Origin of the sequence: Actinomadura sp. NPDC000600 (genome assembly GCF_040492135.1) — a bacterium.
Classification (GTDB): Bacteria; Actinomycetota; Actinomycetes; order Streptosporangiales; family Streptosporangiaceae; genus Spirillospora.
On the sequence record NZ_JBEUPD010000012.1, the window covers coordinates 23,320 to 41,478 of the forward strand.

The 18,159-nt window shown below is 73.2% G+C and carries 18 protein-coding genes; 11 read left to right on the plus strand and 7 right to left on the minus strand.

Going from position 1 to position 18,159, the window contains the following annotated elements; translation table 11 throughout:
- Positions 1–183: 183 nt before the first annotated feature.
- Both ABWI07_RS18985 and ABWI07_RS18990 read left to right on the plus strand, forming a co-directional pair.
- Positions 184–1,242 carry a helix-turn-helix transcriptional regulator gene (locus ABWI07_RS18985; RefSeq protein ID WP_353819299.1) on the plus strand — a complete coding sequence of 353 codons (1,059 nt, stop codon included), beginning with the start codon at positions 184–186 and terminating at the stop codon, positions 1,240–1,242.
- 101 nt (positions 1,243–1,343) lie between these two features.
- Positions 1,344–1,532, plus strand: a complete 189-nt coding sequence (locus ABWI07_RS18990; RefSeq protein WP_353819300.1) for a hypothetical protein — start codon at positions 1,344–1,346, stop codon at positions 1,530–1,532.
- Positions 1,533–1,557: 25 nt separating this feature from the next.
- On the opposite strand, the gene ABWI07_RS18995 is transcribed toward ABWI07_RS18990, so the two are convergent.
- Complete coding sequence (locus tag ABWI07_RS18995) at positions 1,558–3,033, minus strand: MFS transporter (protein WP_149263928.1); 1,476 nt, start codon at positions 3,031–3,033, stop codon at positions 1,558–1,560.
- A 343-nt stretch (positions 3,034–3,376) separates the two neighbouring features.
- Between ABWI07_RS18995 and ABWI07_RS19000 the strand changes: the two genes are divergently transcribed.
- On the plus strand, positions 3,377–3,565 hold the full coding sequence (locus tag ABWI07_RS19000) for a hypothetical protein (RefSeq protein WP_149263929.1): 189 nt from the start codon (positions 3,377–3,379) through the stop codon (positions 3,563–3,565).
- A 72-nt stretch (positions 3,566–3,637) separates the two neighbouring features.
- Here ABWI07_RS19000 and ABWI07_RS19005 read toward each other — a convergent pair whose 3' ends face one another.
- On the minus strand, positions 3,638–6,286 hold the full coding sequence (locus tag ABWI07_RS19005) for a cation-translocating P-type ATPase (RefSeq protein ID WP_353819301.1): 2,649 nt from the start codon (positions 6,284–6,286) through the stop codon (positions 3,638–3,640).
- A 248-nt stretch (positions 6,287–6,534) separates the two neighbouring features.
- Here ABWI07_RS19005 and ABWI07_RS19010 point away from each other — a divergent pair, with 248 nt between their 5' ends.
- Complete coding sequence (locus tag ABWI07_RS19010; RefSeq protein ID WP_353819302.1) at positions 6,535–7,029, plus strand: hypothetical protein; 495 nt, start codon at positions 6,535–6,537, stop codon at positions 7,027–7,029.
- Here ABWI07_RS19010 and ABWI07_RS19015 read toward each other — a convergent pair.
- From ABWI07_RS19015 to ABWI07_RS19025, 3 genes are all read right to left on the minus strand, one after another.
- The gene (locus ABWI07_RS19015; protein WP_149263932.1) at positions 7,026–7,478 is read right to left on the minus strand and encodes a VOC family protein; all 453 of its coding nucleotides are present in this window, start codon (positions 7,476–7,478) and stop codon (positions 7,026–7,028) included. The two genes, ABWI07_RS19010 and ABWI07_RS19015, sit on opposite strands and share 4 nt — an antisense overlap.
- A 200-nt stretch (positions 7,479–7,678) precedes the next feature.
- Complete coding sequence (locus ABWI07_RS19020; RefSeq protein WP_149263933.1) at positions 7,679–8,467, minus strand: SDR family NAD(P)-dependent oxidoreductase; 789 nt, start codon at positions 8,465–8,467, stop codon at positions 7,679–7,681.
- Positions 8,464–9,807, minus strand: a complete 1,344-nt coding sequence (locus ABWI07_RS19025; RefSeq protein WP_353819303.1) for a flavin-containing monooxygenase — start codon at positions 9,805–9,807, stop codon at positions 8,464–8,466. Before ABWI07_RS19025 ends, ABWI07_RS19020 begins: the two co-directional genes overlap by 4 nt.
- A gap of 111 nt (positions 9,808–9,918) precedes the next feature.
- Here ABWI07_RS19025 and ABWI07_RS19030 point away from each other — a divergent pair, with 111 nt between their 5' ends.
- On the plus strand, positions 9,919–11,004 hold the full coding sequence (locus ABWI07_RS19030) for an AraC family transcriptional regulator (RefSeq protein ID WP_353819305.1): 1,086 nt from the start codon (positions 9,919–9,921) through the stop codon (positions 11,002–11,004).
- Positions 11,005–11,089: 85 nt separating this feature from the next.
- The gene (locus ABWI07_RS19035; protein WP_353819306.1) at positions 11,090–11,776 is read left to right on the plus strand and encodes a hypothetical protein; all 687 of its coding nucleotides are present in this window, start codon (positions 11,090–11,092) and stop codon (positions 11,774–11,776) included.
- A 28-nt stretch (positions 11,777–11,804) separates the two neighbouring features.
- On the opposite strand, the gene ABWI07_RS19040 is transcribed toward ABWI07_RS19035, so the two are convergent.
- The gene (locus ABWI07_RS19040; RefSeq protein WP_149263936.1) at positions 11,805–13,016 is read right to left on the minus strand and encodes an MFS transporter; all 1,212 of its coding nucleotides are present in this window, start codon (positions 13,014–13,016) and stop codon (positions 11,805–11,807) included.
- A 56-nt stretch (positions 13,017–13,072) separates the two neighbouring features.
- On the opposite strand from ABWI07_RS19040, the gene ABWI07_RS19045 reads away from it, so the two are divergent.
- Positions 13,073–13,675 carry a CGNR zinc finger domain-containing protein gene (locus ABWI07_RS19045; RefSeq protein WP_353819307.1) on the plus strand — a complete coding sequence of 201 codons (603 nt, stop codon included), beginning with the start codon at positions 13,073–13,075 and terminating at the stop codon, positions 13,673–13,675.
- A 9-nt stretch (positions 13,676–13,684) separates the two neighbouring features.
- Here ABWI07_RS19045 and ABWI07_RS19050 read toward each other — a convergent pair whose 3' ends face one another.
- Positions 13,685–14,074: a YkvA family protein gene (locus tag ABWI07_RS19050; protein WP_353819308.1), complete on the minus strand. Its 390-nt coding sequence runs from the start codon at positions 14,072–14,074 to the stop codon at positions 13,685–13,687.
- 297 nt (positions 14,075–14,371) lie between these two features.
- Here ABWI07_RS19050 and ABWI07_RS19055 point away from each other — a divergent pair, with 297 nt between their 5' ends.
- The 4 genes from ABWI07_RS19055 to ABWI07_RS19070 all read left to right on the plus strand — a co-directional run bounded on the left by ABWI07_RS19055 (position 14,372) and on the right by ABWI07_RS19070 (position 18,152).
- The gene (locus ABWI07_RS19055; RefSeq protein ID WP_353819309.1) at positions 14,372–14,509 is read left to right on the plus strand and encodes a hypothetical protein; all 138 of its coding nucleotides are present in this window, start codon (positions 14,372–14,374) and stop codon (positions 14,507–14,509) included.
- 87 nt (positions 14,510–14,596) lie between these two features.
- The gene (locus ABWI07_RS19060) at positions 14,597–15,925 is read left to right on the plus strand and encodes a YcaO-like family protein (protein WP_353819310.1); all 1,329 of its coding nucleotides are present in this window, start codon (positions 14,597–14,599) and stop codon (positions 15,923–15,925) included.
- Positions 15,922–16,905, plus strand: a complete 984-nt coding sequence (locus ABWI07_RS19065; RefSeq protein WP_353819311.1) for a hypothetical protein — start codon at positions 15,922–15,924, stop codon at positions 16,903–16,905. The genes ABWI07_RS19060 and ABWI07_RS19065 overlap by 4 nt, the downstream gene beginning before the upstream one ends.
- Positions 16,890–18,152: an MFS transporter gene (locus ABWI07_RS19070; RefSeq protein ID WP_353819312.1), complete on the plus strand. Its 1,263-nt coding sequence runs from the start codon at positions 16,890–16,892 to the stop codon at positions 18,150–18,152. The genes ABWI07_RS19065 and ABWI07_RS19070 overlap by 16 nt, the downstream gene beginning before the upstream one ends.
- The last annotated feature ends 7 nt before the right edge of the window (positions 18,153–18,159 follow it).

Consider the following 18,159-nt stretch of genomic DNA (forward strand, 5'->3'; position numbering starts at 1 on the left):
CCCTGACCAAGGGGGTTGCCATGACGCGTCGACTACTTCTCCCCCGGTTCGCGCGGTTTGTTCTGATTGGCCGGTGCGGGGTCCGGCACCCGTCCGATCGCCATGGTGACGTTGCCGCCACCTGCCGGAGAGACGGGTCCCCGGGCGGCGATGCGAATCGGCTTCTCGGGTGATACTGACCGGGTGACCGGGGTGGCGATCGGGGCCCGCGCCGCGTTGATCGGGGCGGCGGCGGAGGCCGGCACCAACGCGGAACTGGGCGCGGCGATCTCACAGTGGATCGGACGAGTGGTGCCGCACGACGGGTACATGCTCGCGGCCGTGGACCCGGTCACCGGCGCCGGGTCCTTCCTTGCCAGAGAGCACGGCTACAGCCCCGCGGCCGCCCGCCGGCTGACTCTGGGCGCCCGGGCGGAAGGCGACGATCCCGTCACGCTCGAACAGCTGGTCAACGGCCCGCGCCGTTCGATGGTGCTCAACACCGACGGCCCCGGGCCCTGCCGCAGTCCCTCGATGCGCGCGGTGATGGCCGGCGAAGGCGTCGGCAGTGAGCTGCGCGTCGCACTGGCCGGTGCAGGGGTCACCTGGGGCGGCCTGGTCCTCGTACGCGCACGGGGGAGCCGGCCGTTCTCGGCCGTCGAGGCGGAGCATGCCCAGCGGCTCGGCCGGGCCGTCGTCGCCGCGATGAAGCGCTATGTCTCCAGCGGGCCGCTGGAGCCCAGCAGTCTGGACCGGCCACCGGGCGTGCTCGTGGTCGGAGCCGACGAGACGGTCGTGGCCGCCACTCCGTCCGTGCGCGACTGGATCGCCGAGTTGGGGACCGTTCCCGCCGGCGTTTCCGCCGCCGCGCTCGCCGCACCTGCCGCGCCCTTGGAGAGCACCGTCTGGAACCTCACCCAGGCGACGCGCGGGACCGGGGCGCCCTGCCTGACCCGCGTCCCCACCCGCCGCGGATGGATCGTCCTGCGCGCCCAGCCCATGACCGGTGCGGGACCGGGCGCGGTGGCGGTGACGATCCAACCGGCGACCGGTACCGAGCTGCTGCCGGCGATGGCACTGTGGCATGGCCTGTCCCCCAGGGAGAGCGCGATCGTCGGCCACGTGCTGCAGGGCATGGCCGCCAAGCAGATCGCCCGGCGTCTGGAGATGTCCCCCCACACCCTGAACGACCACTTCAAATCGATCTACCGCAAGACCGGCGTCCGCGCGCGCGAGGAGCTCATCGCCGGGCTGCTCGGCTGAGGTGGCAGGACGGCCGGCGGTCCTGGTCGGCGACGCCGGCGGCCAGGCCGGGACTCCACCCGGCCCGCAGGATGGAGCATTGGCCCGTCATGCCCGCGGCGATGCGGCGATCCCTGTCGGGGCTCGACATGGTGGCCGATCTGGCCGCGTTCACCGAGCGGCTGCGCGACCATGAGGAGATCGACGTGCGCAGCGAGATCATCCCCGGTGAGCAGCACGCGACCGTATGGCCGGCCGCCGTGACCCGCGGCCTGCTGCACCTGTACCACACCACCCCGCCCCCGCCCTGACCTCGATAGGCGATGCCGCGGTGCCTCAGGAACGGTCGCGCAGCCCTGCGCCAGAGGGATGTCCCCTCCACCTGCCGCGACCTTCGCGCAGCGGTGGCGCGTCCACCGCGCAGTGGAAGCCCGGGGCCTGTGCCGGTCCCGGCGGGTTGCGGACGGCGGCCGCCGCGAGGATCCCGGCGAAGACGCACAGGCCCGCGGCGAGGAGCGCGGCGGTGTGGAAGCCGGTGGAGAACGCCGCCGGATGCATGTAGGCGTCTCCGGTGATCCCGGCGAGGGCCGGGAAGACGGCGACGGCGACGAGCGAGGCGGCTCGGGCCACGTCGTTGTTCACGGCCGAGGCCATGCCCGCGTGCTCGGCGGGGACGGCGGCCAGGACCGTGGCCGTCAGCGGCGCGACGGTGATCGCCAGGCCGAGGCCCAGGGCGGTGACGGCGGGCAGGGACTCGGTGAGGTAGTCCCCCGAGGGGCCGATGCGGACGAACAGGCCGAAGCCGGTGCCGATGACGATCGGGCCCAGGCTCATCTGTAGCCGGGGTCCGATGCGGGCGGCGAGGGCGCCGGAACGGGCCGAGAGGGCGAGCATGATCGCGGTGACCGGCAGGAGGGAGACGCCCGCCTCGAAAGCGGTGTAGCCGGAGACCTGCTGCAACTGGATGGGCAGCAGGAACAAGGCGCCGCCCAGCGCCCCGTACACGACGAAGGTGACGATGTTCGTCACGCTGAACTGCCGGGAGCGGAAGAGGCCGAGCGGCAGCATCGGGTGCCGGATCCGGCCTTCCAGCAGCACGAAGCCGGCGAGCAGGACCGTCCCCGCGATGATCGCCGGGATCCCGGCCGCGCCTGTGATCAGTCCGTAGGTCAGGCCGACCAGGCCCAGGGTGGCCAGGGCGCCGCCGGCGATGTCGATCCGGCCTGCCGCGTCCGGGTCGCGGGACTCGGGGACGTGCCGCACGGCCAGGACGATGACCACCGCGGCCACCGGCAGGTTGATCAGGAAGATGAGCCGCCAGCTCGCCGCCTGGACGAGCCAGCCGCCGACGAACGGGCCGGCCGCGGAGGCGACGCCGCTCAGCCCGGACCACGCGCCGATCGCCCGGGAGCGGTCGTCGGGATGGAACGAGGCCTCCAGGATCGCGAGGCTGCCGGGAGTGAGCAGCGCCGCGCCGACGCCCTGCAGGGCACGTGCGGCGACGAGGGTGCCGGGGGTCGGCGCGAACGCGCAGAGGGTGGACGCGAGCGCGAACCAGACGACCCCGGCGAGGAAGACGCGGCGGCGGCCGTAGTGGTCGCCGAGGGCGCCCGCGACCAGGAGCAGACCCGCGAGGGTGAGGGTGTAGGCGGTGACGATCCACTGCAGGGCGGCCAGGCCGGTGCCGAAGTCGCGGCCGATGGCGGGCAGCGCGATGCCCACCACGGTCGCGTCGAGCGAGGCGATCGCCGATCCGAGGACGGTCGCGGCGATCACCCACCGCCCCTGCGCCGTCGCGTACCGGATGCTCATGTCGTCAGCCGGCGATCGGAATCGCCGGGCCCCGCGCCGATGATCACACTCTCCATTGCGCCGCACCTCCACGATGAACCCGGACCGGCCTCGTCCAGGAGGGGGTCCGCCAGCTAAGACAGGGCCGCCCCCACATCTGTGACAGGCACCGGCGCGGGCCGGAGTTGTCACAGGACGCAAGGCCGCCCTGTCGTAACTGATGACCGAGGAGCGATGGAGGCCCCGGCGAGCAGGGCCACTCGGCAGTGGCGGCGTCGCCGACCACCGGCGTCGACACCCCCCTCACTGACGAGGGCAAGCGGTTCCCCATGGAAGGGCGGGACCGCGCAGGATAGGAGATGCGGTGGAAGAACTGGAAGTCCCCAAGCGGCACGTCGTTCAGATGCTCCTGACAGCGGGCCTGCCCGGCGTGGCGGACGAAGCCGAGCGAGTACTGCCGGACCCCGTCGAGTACGACCTCGCGGAGAGCTTCCTCGCCCGGTACGGCGTCACCAAGGACGAGCTCATCAGTTGGCGGGGAGGCAGTCCGTAGCGGGGCGTGCACCGACCGCCGTCCGCCCCCCGGCCCCTGTTGGGCCGGGGGGCACGCTCATGGCAGCCTTCTTCACCGCGGCCGGGTTCCGCGCTTTCTCATCGTCAGCCGGTCGAGCACGCTCCGGCTTGGCCTGGTCCGGCCCGCCGCTGCGGCTCCGCGTCCCCGGACGGCCTTGGCGGCCGCGTCGGCCAGCAGGACGGCCGGCACGGCGGTGAGGGCGACCGCCCAGCCGAGCGCGGACGGGAGGCCGCCGCCGAGCAGATGGGCCACCGGCGGAACCCCGAGGAAGACGAACATCAGCACCAGATCGGTCGCGACCGCCCACAGCAGCAGCGGGTTGCCGTTCCAGCGGAGCCGGCCCGCCCACCGCGATTCGCTGCGGCACGAGAACGCGGTCGCCATCTGCCCGAGCATGATGGCGGCGAACGCGGTGCCGGACGCCGTGGACAGCAGCGCGGCGGAGGGCGTCTCGCCCCAGCTCCATCCTCCGGCGACGAGGACGGCGGCGAAGGCGGCCATGGTCGCGGCGGCCTCGACGGGCCCGAGGACGCCGAAGACCCGGCCGAGGAGGCGGCGGTCGATGAGGCGGTCGTCGCGGGCGCGCCCCTCCAGGGTGTGCCGCCCGGCGGGTTCGGCTCCGAGCGCGAGCGCGGGCAGGATGTCGGTGCCGACGTCCAGGGCGAGGATCTGCAGCACGCCGAGCGCCAGCGGGAGCTGCCCGCCCGTCACCGCCCACGCCGCGAACGGCACCAGTTCGGCGACATTGTCGGTGAGGTGGTAGGTCAGGAACCGGCGGATGTTGGAGAAGGTCGCCCGGCCCAGCTCCACCGCCGCGACGATCGTGGCGAAGTGGTCGTCCAGGAGGACGAGGTCGGCGGCCTCGCGGGCGACGTCGGTGCCGGACGCGCCCATCGCCACGCCGATGTCGGCCTGCCGCAGCGCCGGGCCGTCGTTGACGCCGTCGCCGGTCATGGCCACCACGTGCCCGCGTCCCTGCAGGGCCCGGGCGATCCGCAGCTTGTCCTCGGGGGTGACGCGGGCGACGACCACGCCGTCGCCGTCCAGCAGCCGCCCGAGCTCGGCCTCGTCCCGAGGCAGGTCGGCCCCGGTCACCACCGGGCTCCCCGGCTCGGACAGCCCGACCTCGGCGGCGATGGCGTGGGCGGTCGCCGGATGGTCCCCCGTGATCATGGCGAGCCGGATGCCCGCCCGGCGGCAGGACGCGATCGCGTCGGCGACGTCGTCACGGGGCGGGTCCTGGAGGCCGACCAGGCCGAGCAGCGCCAGTCCGCGCTCGGCCTGGTCGGGGTCGGCGGGCAGGTCGTCCGGCAGGTCGCCGGGCAGGCGGACGGCGACGGCGAGGACGCGCAGGCCTCGTCCGGTCATGGCGGCGAGGGCCTCTTCGGCTCCCGGCACCGGCGCGCAGCGCGGCAGCACCGAGTCGGGAGCGCCTTTCAGGTGCAGTCCGCTGGCGGTGAGCGAGGAGGAGCGCCGCCGCTTCGCGTCGAAGGGGTAGCGGCGCCGCTCGGGCTCGTCGGACAGATCCGCCCCGGCCCGGAGCCCGAGCGCGTGCAGGGCCGCCTCCATCGGGTCCCCGACCGCTCGCCAGCGGCCGTCCTGGCGCCGCGTCCGCCCGGTGGAGCAGCGGTAGGCGGTGACGGCGAGCCTCCGGACGGCCTCCACCGCGTCCGGCCCGCCGATGAGCCGGCCGTCCGGGGAGTATCCGCTTCCCTCGATCCGCACTTCTCCGGACGGCGTCCAGACCTGGACGGCAGTCATCTCGTTGTACGTCAGCGTGCCGGTCTTGTCGGTGCAGATGAACGTGGTGGAGCCGAGCGTCTCCACCGCCTCCAGCCGCCGCACCAGGGCCTTGCTCCCGGCCATCCGCTGCGCGGCGCGGGCCAGCGACAGCGTGACGGTCGGCAGCAGTCCTTCCGGTACCAGCGCGACGGTGACGCCCACGGCCAGCAGGAAGCCCTTGCCGGGCGGCAGTCCGAGCAGCACGGCGACCCCGAAGAACGCCGCGCCGACGCCGACCGCGGTCAGCGCGACGACCCGCACCACCCGGTGCAGCTGCCTCGTCAGCGGGCTGGGGCGCCGCCCGGCGGTGCGGGACAGCGCGGCGATGCCCGCCAGCCGGGTCCGCGCCCCCGTGGCCGTGACCCTCGCCTCCGCCTCGCCCTCGGTCACGAACGTGCCCGCATGCGCGCGGCCGCCCGCCTCCGGCCGGGCCGGGACGCTCTCGCCGGTGAGCGTCGACTCGTCGACCGCCAGGGCGTGCGTCTCCAGGAGTTCGAGGTCGGCCGAGACCCGGTCGCCGGCCTCCAGCAGGACGATGTCCCCGGCCACGAGGTCCTTGGTGTCGATCACCGTGCGGTGCCCGTCCCGGCGGACCGTCACCCGGGCCGGCAGCAGCTCCCGCAGCCGCCTGCCGGCCCGCTCGGCCCGGTACTCCTGGGCGAACGCGAAGACCCCGTTGAGGACGACCACCACGACGATGGCCGCCGCGAGCTCCGGCAGGCCGCCGACATAGGCGAGGACCGCGGCCGCCCACAGCAGCAGCGCGAAGAAGTGCACCATCTGCCTCGCCAGCGACACCAGCGGAGAGGGCGGCCGCTCCGCCGGGAGCAGGTTCGGCCCGTCCCGCCGCAGCCGTACGGCGGCCTCGTCTGATGTCAGTCCCCGTCGGACGGGGTGGAGGGGCTTCTGCGTGATCATTGGACCGGTGACTCCATTGCGGACGTGCGACGCACCCGCACGCCTTCAATGCGGTGGTGTCGATGACACCCCCTCACCCTCCCCGGTCCATGGAGGCGAGGCATGACACGAACGCATGAGATGGCCGGCCGGCGAGCCTCGCTCACCCTGCGGAACCATTCCGGCACATGAAATCGCGGGTATACCGAAAGGCGGAGCCGTTCCCGAAGGAATGGTCCGCTTCCGGAGACGACCGTTAGGCTTCGGGGGTGAACCACAGTGAGCTCGAAGCGGACGTTCTCCGCCTGATCATCGGAGCCGCCGACGACGACGCTCGCGCCTTCGGCGAGGAGACGGTCACTCGACTGGTGCGGCCGGCGCTGCTCGACGGTGCGGCCGAGGACGAGCTTTCGGAGGAGGCACGGGCGGCGCTCGGCACCGCCTGCGCGAACGTCCTGACGCTCAGCGCCGCCGAACTGCAGGACGAGCTCGCGACGATCTATGACGGCATCCTGGTCGATGACGATCTGGACGCCGGAGTCCTCACCGCCGTCAACGCCTTGACGCACTGGCAGAGCTACCTGGAGCAGGGCCGGCGCGGCGAGCTCTACGAACTCGCCATGCGCTCCATCGAGGAGGTCGACCACCAGGTCTCCGCCGATCTCGACGACTTCCTCGCCACACCGGAGATGGCCGCCGAGCATGAGCGCATCCGCCGCCTCCTTGCCCCCGACGCGGGGCAGGCAGCCGAATATGTCCGCTAATCGGGCGCCGAACGGTCGGCAAAGACACCGCGGAGCATGCCCGTAGCCTGCCCGACCTCGATGAGATATCCGTCCGGGTCGCGCATGTAGCAGCGGATCTCCGCCTTGCGGTCCAGGGGCTCGGTCAGGAACTCCGCACCCTGGGCGGTGGCCTCGGCGTAGAACGCTTCGATGTCCGCCACCCGGACGTTGAGGAAGGCCGACACCGGATCGCCGGGCTCGGGCGGCCTGAGGACCACGTCGGGCTTGTCCGGGGTGGGGCCGCCGCCGGGGTTCATGATGATCCAGGTGTTGGCCACCTGCACGATCGCCGGGTTCTCACGGAGCACCACCTTGCCGCCGAGGACGTTCGCGTAGAACTCCCTGGAGACGGCCACGTCCCGGACGGTCAGGAAGTGCGTGACCACGAGCCCCTGGCTCGGCGCCGGAAGGTCGCCTTGGTCCGACATTCGGATTCCTCCATGCCGCAGGTACTGCCTCTGCCCCCGAGCCGGCGGTGCGCGTTTCCTCCGGCGCGGACGGGCCCGGCCGTGGCCACCGCCCGAACGACAAAGGAATCGTCCATTGTCGCCACAGCAGTACGCCACGTCCGGCGCTATCGAGTCGTCACCGAAACCGTCAAATCCTGGCTAAGCCGCCCCCGCCCTCATCACATTCCGTGGTCCCGCCGGTACTTGCGGAGCCCGGGCTGTGCGAGCCGTTCGAGCAGCGGCCGGATGCGAGGGAGGACGCCGGGGGTCAGGCCGGCGGTCTTGAGGAGCCACCCGTCGTGCCGGGGCAGGTTGGTCTCCAGGCGGGGCCGGTCCAGGTTGGCGACGACCGCCCGGGCGACGGCGTCGGGGCTGAGCGGTTCGCTGAGGAAGTTGAGAGCGGAGCCTCCGTTGGCGGCCTCGTGGCGGAGCATCGGGGTGTCCACGGCGCCGGGGTGGACCATGCCGACGCGCACGCCCGTCTCACGTTCGAGCATCGCGAGCGCGAGCATGAACGCCCGCAGCCCCGCCTTCGACGCGCAGTAGCCGGCGCTCTCCGCGAGCGGCATCATCGCGCCCAGCGACACGACGGAGACGATCCGGCCGGGGACCCGGCGCAGGGCCGGGTAGAGCGCGCGGCTGAGCTGCATGGGCGCCTGGAGGTTGATCAGCTGCTCGCGGCGGCTGTCCTCGACGGTCACCTCCTCGAACGGCCGGGTGACGACGATCCCCGCGTTGTTGACGAGCAGGTCGCACCGGCCACCGGAGGCCTCGACGGCCGCCACGACGTCCTGGTGGAAGCCGGGTTCGGTCAGATCGAGGCGCAGCCGTGTCACGGGACGGGGAAGCCGGTCGAGCCCGGCGGCGTCCAGGTCGACGGCGATGACGTGGAAGCCGCGCTCCTGGAGGCGGAGGGTGATCGCGGTTCCGATGGCTCCGGCCGCGCCGGTGACGACGGCGACCCTCATGCCGACCTCCGCTGCCGGTCGAACATGCCGGGGGTCAGGCCGGTCCAGCCCATGCGTCCGCCTATCGTGCCGAGGTATCCGCGGTAGGCGTGGGCGTCGACGTAGGACCGGTGACGCGCCGAGTCGAGGAAGCGGATTCCGCCGTCGAGCCTGGGACGGTCCTTCGCGATCATGCGGTCGAACCGCGCCGCGCGGGCCGGCGCGTGCTCCTGGTCGTGGAGGTACTGGGCCAGGATGTTGCTGATGTGGTCGAAGACGGTGTACGCGCTGGAGTTGATCTCCAGGTAGCCGAGGCCGAACAGGTTGCGGTGCTCGCGGCTGAACGCGGTCAGGTACAACTCGGGTCGGCCGTCGTTCCAGGTGAAGTACTTCTCGGCGTACGGGATGTCCCAGTCGTAGCCGGTGGCGTAGAGCACCAGGTCGATCCGCTCGCCGGTGCCGTCGGTGAAGCGGACCCGGTCGCCGTCCAGGCTCGCGATGTCCGGCCGGACCGCGACGTCGCCGTGCTGGAGGTGGTGGATCAGCTGACTGTTGAGCAGCGGGTGCGACTCGAACAGCTTGTGGTCGGGCTTGGGCAGCCCGTACCTGGTGAGATCGCCTTGGAGGAGCCGGAGCGTCGCGGCGAACAGCGGGCGCTCCAAGCGCAGCGGCAACCGCGGCCCTTTGGCGGCGAACTCGTCGCTGGGGACGCCGAAGATGTGCTTGGGGATCAGATGGTAGCCGCGCCGGACGCTGACGAAGGCGGCCTCCGCGCTGGCGGCGGCGTCGCAGGCGATGTCGGCGCCAGAGTTGCCCAGGCCCACCACCAGCACGCGCTTGCCGCGGAACTCCTCCGGGCTGCGGTAGGAGGACGAGTGCCGGATCTCCCCGGTGAACGTGCCGGGGTGCCGCGGCATGCGCGGCGTCCAGGTCACGCCGGTCGCGCACACGACCGCCCGGTAGCGGTGGCGCGAGCCGTCCTCCGCGGTCACGGCCCATGCGTCGCCGGACCGTTCCACCGCGCTGACGGCGGTGCCGAAGCGGATCGCCTCGCGCAGGCCGTAGGCGTCGGCGAAGTCCCGGGTGTACTGCAGGATCAGCCGGTGGCCGGGGTAGTCGGGAAAGTCCTCGGGCATCGGGAAGTCGAAGAACCCGGAGGTCTTCCGCGAGGAGATGAAGTGCGCCGATTCGTACATCGGCGTGCCCGGGTTGTCGAGACTCCAGATGCCGCCGACATCGTTATGCCGCTCGTACTGGTCGTAGGCGATGCCGAGCCGCTGGAGGGCACGGGCGGCCGACAGGCCCGCCGGCCCGGCGCCGACGACGCACACCCTCTCGGGTTCCGATCCGTTCCCCGCCATGAACACTCCTCTGGACGTGTGACTACGCTCGATCCAACGTCCAGGCTCGGGAGCCCGGGAGGGCGAATCCGGGCTAGCGTGGGGGGCAGACCGGACACCTAGGGGGGACGTGTGAGCGGCGACGCACGGCTCAACGAGGCGGTCATCCCCCCGAGCGTCCTCGTCGGGCTGGTCGAGATCGGGCAGCGCGAGGGCCTTCCGATCGTCTCCTGGTTCGCCGGCACCGGGCTGGAGCCGGCAGTACTGCTCACCTCGGGCACCCTGAAGGTCTCCTTCCGGCAGGCGAGCACCGTCCTGCGGCGCGCCATGCGGGCGATGCCCGGCAAGCCGCTCGGCATGCGGGTCGGCGGCCGGGACGTCCTGCTGTCGTTCGGCATGCTCGGCGTCGCCCTGCGCTCCTGCTCCACCGCGAAGGAAGCCCTCTCCCTGGCCCTCGAACTGCACCAGGCCGCGGGAAGCCTGCTCGACGTGGAGGCAGAGGCCTTCGGCGACACGGCCGCGCTCCGGTTCCATGAGCGGCGCCCCGACCCCGAACTGATCGCCTTCCTCTGCGAGGAGGCGATGTGCAGCACTCTCGTCCTCCTCCGCTCCATGCTGGGCGCGGACTGGTCGCCCACCCGCATCGAGCTGGCCTACCCCGCCCCGCCCTACGCCGAGGAGTACCGGCGCTTCTTCCGCTGCCCCATCCTGTTCGACGCCGCCGCCAACCGCATGGTCTACCCGGGCGCCCTGCTCGGGCTCGCCTTCCCCACCCACAGCGAACCGACCCGTGCCGCCGCCATCGCCGCCTGCCGCGGCCTCCTCGACCTCGGCACCGCCCGCTCCGACATCACCGTCACCGTCGAGACCCTGCTCGACCAGGACCTCCGCCGCCCGCTCACCATGGCCGAGGCGGCCCGGCACCTCCACATCACCGAACGCACCCTGCGCCGCCAGCTCGCCGCCTCAGGCGAGCACTACAGCACCATCCGCGACCGCGTACGCGAACGCCGCGCCACCTTCCTCCTCCTCGAGACCGCCCTCCCCGTCGACGCCATCGCCCACGAGGTCGGCTTCAGCGACGCCCGCGAGTTCCGCCGCGCCTACATCCGCTGGACCGGCCACCCACCCAGCACCACCCGCAAAACGTCCCCGGGGCAGCCAAGGCCGGCGCCCCCTGAGCGGTCGAGCACCCAGGCCGGTAACGGGACGCGGTGACGATGCGCCTGCCGCTTGCGTGCTGCACCCTTCAGACGATTGCGTTTGATCGCATCAGCCGCACTCGAGAAGGAGGTCTGGGAACATGGGTGCCGACGGCGGCGAGGTCTGGGATCCGTTCGGCACGCTTCGCAGGGTCCTTTGGATCGGTGGCGGGCAGTGGGCCGGCAAGTCCACCGTGGCCCGGCTGCTGGCCGACCGGTACGGGCTCACCGCCTACAACTACGACTACCACGACGCGCGCGGCCACAACGACCGCCGGATCGCCCGCCGGATCAGGCTCGGCCACCCGCCCGACGCCCCGGACCCCGACGCCGTCTGGGTGAACACCACCCCGCAGGAGATGGCCGCCGACACCCTCGCCGGCTTCCCGGCCCGCTTCGAGTGGGCCCTGGACGACCTGCGCGCCCTGATCCCCGGACGGCCCGTCATCGCCGAAGGCTGGGGCCTGCGCCCCGAACTGGTCGCACCCCTCATCGACTCGCCCCGGCGGATGGTCGTCATGGTTCCCACCGAAGCGTTCCGCGACCGGCAACTGCGCGAACTCCCCCGAGCCGCCGCCTCCGGCGGCCGTGTCAGCGACCCCGCCCGGGCCCAACGCAACCGGCTCGAACGGGACCGCCTCGTCGCCGACGACGCCGTCCGCTCCGCCCGGCGCCACGGCATCCGCGTCATCGAGGTCGACGGAACCCGCGACGCCGGCGCCGTCGCCGACATCGTCGCCGACCACTTCCGCCCCTACCTCCCGCCCCCAGAGGATCGCCGACCCTGACCGGCCCAGCCCCCAGGACAACGGCCCCTCAGCGTCGAACACGGTCAGCTGGTTCCTCCCTCCGGGAGTTGACCGGAGCCGAGGGGATGATGAGGGCGGCCAGTGCCGCCGAGGCCGCCACGCCCGACGCGAGTGCCAGGGCGCCCGGGAGGGACCGGGCCGCGAGCGGTCCGGCGACCGCCGCCCCCACGGCGAATCCGGTGATCTTGAGGCTGGCGCCGGTGGTGAAGATCTGGCCGCGCAGCTTCTCCGGGGCCTCCCGGTGCCGGATCGCGAACAGCGCGGCCAGCTGGGGGCCCTCACCGATACCGGCGACGACGACGGCCGCGATCAGCGCGGCCGGCCGTCCCGGGGCCGCCAGGGCGAACGCGGCGGCCTGGACCAGGGCCGCGACCCAGATGATCGTGTCGGGGTCGACGGCGCGCGGGAACCGGGCCAGCAGGGCGTTGGCCGCCAGGGCGGAGACCGCCGAGCAGGACAGCAGGACCATGCCGCGCCCCGCGCCGCCCAGGACGCGCTCCCCCAGCAGCGGGACGCAGGCGGTCAGCATGCCCTGAGCGGCGCAGCAGACCACCGAGGCGAGGGTCGCTCGCGCCAGGAGCCGTCTGCCGATGATGACCCGTGCGCCGGCGGCGAGATCGCCGATCAGTGAGGTCGCCTGAGCCGTCCGGGCGCGGACGGGCGGGGAGGGCAGCCGCCACGCGGCGGGCAGCGCCGAGACGATGAGTGCGGCAGCGGCCACCACGGCCATCGGCGCCCCCAGCGCCTCCGCCGCACCGCCCGCGAGAGCGGGACCTGCCAGGCTCGCCGCGCTGAAGGTCATGGCGTCGAGGGCGCTCGCCCGCGGCAGACGGTCGCCGGGCGCCACCCGGGGAAGCTGGGCCGTCCATCCGCCGGACAGGGCCGGTCCCAGCAGCCCCGCCGCCACGGCGATCACTATGGTCACGGCGAACGGCACGCGGCCGAGCCCCAGCAGGATCACACCCAGCCCCGCCGCGTACAGCAGGACGGCTCCGCCCAGCAGGCGGCCCGGCCGGCTCACCCTGTCCAGGAGCACCCCGAGCACCGGCCCCCCGACCGCCGCGGAGACCGTGATGCCCGCGAGCAGCGACGAGGCGTCGGTGGTCGATCCGGCCAGGGCGAAGCCCGCCAGCATCAGCGCCGGGCCGGACATCTCGTCCCCGAGACGGGCCGCCACCGCTCCGGCGAGGTACGAGCACAACGAGTAACGCCTCTTCATCGACAGGACGTTACGGAAGTAACTTAAAACATAGCAATATGCGTTACATTGACTGGATGCGGCCCACCGTCGACGACTGGTCCACCCGGCACTCCGTGCTGTCCATGGCCCGGCGGACCGCCGCCCTGGTCAACGCCCTGGCCGACGACCGCCCTGACCCGGCGACCGTTGCCGGCGTGCTCGGCGCCTACGGCGAGACGGTCCCCTCGCCGGGCCTCAGCACCGGCGATATCGCCGAGATGCACGCGGCCGCCGCTCTGCTCCGGGACGTCTTCGCCGCGGAGGACGCGGACGACGCCGCCACCGCCCTCAACCGCCTCCTGCGCGAGCACACCGGGCCGCTCCGTCTGACCTCGCACGGCGGCGGCACGCCCTGGCATCCGCACCTCGACCGCGACGACGAAGCCCCGTGGGGCGAGTGGCTCCTCGCCTCGTCCTGCATGGCCCTGACCGTCCTGGTCTGGGACCGGCAACGCCCGCCCGGCCGGATCTGCTCGTCGTCCAGCTGCCAGAACGTCTTCATCGCGCAAGGCAGCGGACCGGAACGCCGTTACTGCTCCCGCCGATGCGCGACCCGCGAACGCGTTGCGGCCCACCGGCGCGCCCACTCCGCCATGCAGCCCGGAGACCCCGGCGAGGAAGGACACCGCCGCCGCTGAAGCCGCGCTTCAGGGCGCGCGGCGTTCCGTGCGGGAACGCCGCGTGTACTCCTGGCCGAGCGCGAACAGCAGCCAGGTGAAGGCGGTGGCGTCGTCGACGATGCCGAACGGCAGGAAGACGTCCGGGATCAGGTCGACCGGGGAGACGATGTAGATCACCGCGACCACCATCGCGACGATCTTGCCGGTCGAGGTCCGGTAGTACGCCTGCGCGGCCCTGCCGGTCGGCCCGACACGGCGGCGCCTGCGCAGCCGCAGGATGCCCGCGATCAGCAGGACCGCGCCGACGGCCATGACGGCGGCGCCCGCCACGGTGATGTCGACGCCGCCCAGGTCACCTTCCGCGGTGAGAGCCGGGACGGCGCCCGCGACAAGGAGGACAAGCCCGAGCCAAACCATGCGCACCTCCGGGGGGACGTGTCCTCCGGTATTGCCGCCCCAGCCGAGTTCACTCCGATTCAGGGGCCACTGCCCGGCGTGAATGCGGCGAGGCGCCGCGCACACGGGCGGCGGGCAACGGTCGGCGGTCGGTGGGCGCACGGCCGGTGCGCGACTTCGAGTGACCGGCGCGTGACCGCGGCGTCAGCGCTGGCGGGGACCCTCAGATCACGGCTCGCGGACGGGACCCGTCCACGAGCCGCCCGTCCAGGCGGTCCGGGGGCCGCAACCACCGGAAAGAACAGAGAGGACACCGCGATGGGACACGGGAAATCCGCGAGCGGGCACCTGAACCTCGCCGACGCCCGCGGCGAGCGGAAGACGGCCGAGGACGCGTTCTTCGCCAGGTCCACCGCCGTCCGGGCCGTCCCTGCCAAGGAGCAGGAGAAGCGGTAGCCCGCGGCGGCGGACACGCCGCCCCCGGTCGCCGCGCCGCAGCCGCGGTGCGGCGACCGGCCGCCCATCACCTGGGAGGTGTCGCTCTTGACCCGTACGAGACCGTCGTGCCCGCATCCGGGCGGCGTCGGCGACAGGGAGCGGTCCGTCCCGGTCGCCGAGGCGCTCGCGCTCGCCCTCGACGCCGCGCGGGCCCATGGACTGCACCTGGCCTGGAGTCCCCCGGACGACACGCTCGACGACCGGGTGACTGTCTTCACCGCCGTCCTGTCGGACGCGGCCGGATCGCCGGTCGGGAAGGCGACGGGCAAGGGCGTGGGGAGACGATCGCTGGCCAGTGCCCTGTTCGAGGCGTTCGAGCACGCGGCGGCATACGGGACGCTCCCCGGCATACCTGGCGGACTCGGACGGGAGGTGCTGCCTCCGTCCCCTTTCCAGCAGTTCGACCTGCTCTACGACCACGCTCGCGGTGTCCGGACGGCCGCACCGCAGGCCACGGCGGAGTTCCGCACGCTCACCGGGCTGTACCCGGCCAGGGCGGGACGCCGAGTCGCCTACCCGCGGGCGGTGACCGATCTCGCCTACCACTGCGGCGACGACGAAGCGGACCTGGCCGTCCTGCAGCGGTACACCACGACCAACGGCTATGCGGCGGGCGCCACGCTCGACGACGCGCTCGTCCACGCGGTGAACGAGCTGGTGGAACGGGACGCGTTCAGCCAGTACCTCCTGTCGTCGGTCCTAGGGCCGCCCCGGCCGCTGCCGCGCATCGAGGGCGGCGCACCCGGCCCGCTCCGGCGGGCGCTGGAGACCGTCCAGGCCGAGGCCGGCACGGAGGCGACGGTGGTGGACATCACCGCTCACACCGGGTGCGTCGTCATGGCACACCTCGTCCCCCCGGAAGGCCCGTCCGGTCTGGCCGGGCTGGGCTGCTCCCCCTTCCCCGAGATCGCCTACGAGCGGGCGGTGACGGAGCTGCACCAGGAATGGACGGCCTTCACCAGAGGCGTCACCTTCGCCGACGAGGGCGGGCGCGAGCCGGCGGACCTCGCCCCCTATCCCCTGCTCCACCGAGCCGCCACCGTCCCGGAACCGGTGTGCGGGGAACGGCTCCGCTACGAGGAGTTCGTGCGCGGGCGCGGCCGGAGCGGGCCGGCGGACGGGACGCCGGTCCACCTCTTGCACACCCTGCGGAACCGCGGCTTCGAGGTCTTCTGGAGACCCGTCTGGCGGCACGTGGCCGGCACGCGGGACGGGGAGCACGGCGTGCACGTCGTCCAGGTGATCGCGCCGGGTCTGGAGCAGTTCCACGGCGTCTTGTTCTGCCGTCCGCTGGTCCCCACCGGGCGGCTGCACTCGCCGCGAACGTGCGCTCTGCTCCTGCAAAGAGAACGCCTGGAGGGAGAACGAGGATGAAACCGAACCTGACCGAGGGGCCCTACTGCGACGCCCAGCAGGTCGCCAAGGCTTCGTCGCGCTTCTACACGGCGGCCGGCATAGACCCCGGGGCCGCATCCGGCCTCGCCCTCCATCCGATGGTGGACCACTTGGCGTGCGCGCGGTGGTGCGGTGGGGACGCCGGGCCCGTCCCGCCCGAGTACCTGGAGCCGGTCGGGAACGGCACCGTCCGGGCGTGGCTGGACCGCGGCCATCCCGCCGACGCCGCCCTCATGAGGACGCTGAACTCCCTCGCCGACCGGGAGCACGGCCGCGTCGAGCCTGAGGACGAGCAGGGACGGACCGCCCTGGAGGCGCTGCTCACCGAGGCCGACGCTCTGCTCAGAGCCAGGATCCCCGAGCTGTGGGACCAGGTCCGGTGCTTCGTCACACGCGCCGCGCTCACCCGCGACGAGCACATCGCCGGTGCGTCCTGGGACGACCTCGCGGGTGCGGTCGTCCTCGGCACGCGGCTGGAGCACCGCCCGGACGCCGCCGCCGAAGCGCTGCTCCACGAGGCCGTGCACGCCAAGACCTACCGCCTCACCCGCGGCTTCGAGAGGGCCTTCATCGAGTCGACCCCCGAGTTCATCGACATCCCGTGGTGGCGGACCGAAACCTCCAGCAGACGCTGGGACAGCGACCGGGCGTTCTCCGCCTTCCCGGTGTACGCGCATCTGAGCCACTACTACGAGCGGGTCGTGCGGCTGTCGGCGGATCCGGAGCGGGACGGGTCGCTGCACTGCCTCCAGCGGACGTCCTTCCGCGCCAGGTACCTGGCGAACCTGGTCCTCCAACTCGACGACCGCCTGCTGGACGGCGAGCGGCGCGCCCTCGTGCGCCGGCTCGCCGAAGCGGTGCCCGAACCCCCGTGCCTGAACGCGGCGGGGGCGGCCGCGCTGCGCCTGGACCTGCGGTCGTTCCCCGGCGCCGAGCGGGCGCTGTGCTTCACGAGCTGACCGGCGGACGGCGGGCCGCGCCGCTGCCCGCGGTCCTGCGCGCCCGGCGCTGGATGCTGGCCGGGCTCACGGTGTCGATCGTCGGCAGCAGGGTGGTCGAGGGCGGCGCCGCGGGCACGGTCGTCCAGGGACTGCTGCCGGTGATGTGGCTGCCCGTGTTCGCCACCGCGGCCGAGGCGCTGGGCTTCGCCGCCCCGCTCACGACGCGGCTGCTCTCCCGGTTCCCCCCGGCCGCCGTCCTGGTGGCCTCCGACATGGCCGAGGCCGTCCTCTCCGCCGCCGCCTTGGCCGCGCTCGTGCTGGCGCCCGCCCACTCCGGCCCCGTCATGATCTGCTATCTGCTGCTCGCGCTCGTCTTCCCGGCGATCTGCGACGTGGTCGAGGAGCTCTACGCCCGGCAACTGGCACGCCTCTCCCCGGCCAACGCGCTGTCGTTCAACGCCGCGGTCTATTCCATGCTGGGGTTCGTCGGGCTCGTCATCGGCGCACCCATGGGCGGCCTGGTCTCGGGAAGCTCCTTCGCGCTGCTCGTCGGGCTGAACCTGGTGCTGTCGGCGTCCGGGGCCTGCCTGCGTCTCGTCAGCAGGCGGACCGTGCCGACCACCCCCGCGCGAGAGCCGGAGACGTCTGGAGCGCGCAGGTCGTGGACGGACGTAGCGGGGGTTCTCGTCCGCTCGGGGCCGACGTCGCCCGCCGTGGCGTTCGTGGTGACGGCCGGACACGCGAGCGCGGGCGTCTTCGTCCATCTCTGGACGGCCCGCGCGATGCCCTGGCCGCCCGCCACCTCGCTGGCACTCGTCGTGGCCTGCTTCGGCGTCGGCGCCACGCTGGGCCCCCACCTCGCACCCCTCGCGCAGCGCCGGCTGGGCATCCGGGGCGCGCTGATGCTCTCCCTGACGGGGGCGATCACCGGGGTCGCGGTGCTCGCCGCATGCCTGGTCCTGCTGCCGCCGGCCGCCGTCTGGCCCGTGGCCCTCGGCCAGGTCGCGACCGGGGCCGCCCTCGGCCGGATGCGGGACGTGCTGATCACCACGCTGCGCCAGGCGTCGTTCCGCGGTGAGGAGTTCGGCGCCGTCATGAGCTGGTCGTTCGCGCTGTCGTCGCTGGGCGTGCTGGCGGGCTCCTGGACGGGCGGCGGCCTCGGAGTCGCCGCGCGCCCGCTCCCGGGGCTGGGCGTCCTCGCCGCCGCGCTCGCCGTCGTCCTGCTCGTGGTCCTGCGCGCGGACGGTCTGCGGAACCGCGGCTGAGTCGCGC

Coding starts and splice junctions, on each gene's coding strand:
- ABWI07_RS18990 (WP_353819300.1), top strand. CDS start 1,344: ATGCGGCGATCCCTGTCGGGGCTCGACATGGTGGCCGATCTGGCCGCG.
- ABWI07_RS18995 (WP_149263928.1), bottom strand. CDS start 3,033: ATGAGCATCCGGTACGCGACGGCGCAGGGGCGGTGGGTGATCGCCGCG.
- ABWI07_RS19005 (WP_353819301.1), bottom strand. CDS start 6,286: ATGATCACGCAGAAGCCCCTCCACCCCGTCCGACGGGGACTGACATCA.
- ABWI07_RS19015 (WP_149263932.1), bottom strand. CDS start 7,478: ATGTCGGACCAAGGCGACCTTCCGGCGCCGAGCCAGGGGCTCGTGGTC.
- ABWI07_RS19020 (WP_149263933.1), bottom strand. CDS start 8,467: ATGAGGGTCGCCGTCGTCACCGGCGCGGCCGGAGCCATCGGAACCGCG.
- ABWI07_RS19025 (WP_353819303.1), bottom strand. CDS start 9,807: ATGGCGGGGAACGGATCGGAACCCGAGAGGGTGTGCGTCGTCGGCGCC.
- ABWI07_RS19035 (WP_353819306.1), top strand. CDS start 11,090: ATGGGTGCCGACGGCGGCGAGGTCTGGGATCCGTTCGGCACGCTTCGC.
- ABWI07_RS19040 (WP_149263936.1), bottom strand. CDS start 13,016: ATGAAGAGGCGTTACTCGTTGTGCTCGTACCTCGCCGGAGCGGTGGCG.
- ABWI07_RS19045 (WP_353819307.1), top strand. CDS start 13,073: ATGCGGCCCACCGTCGACGACTGGTCCACCCGGCACTCCGTGCTGTCC.
- ABWI07_RS19050 (WP_353819308.1), bottom strand. CDS start 14,074: ATGGTTTGGCTCGGGCTTGTCCTCCTTGTCGCGGGCGCCGTCCCGGCT.
- ABWI07_RS19055 (WP_353819309.1), top strand. CDS start 14,372: ATGGGACACGGGAAATCCGCGAGCGGGCACCTGAACCTCGCCGACGCC.
- ABWI07_RS19065 (WP_353819311.1), top strand. CDS start 15,922: ATGAAACCGAACCTGACCGAGGGGCCCTACTGCGACGCCCAGCAGGTC.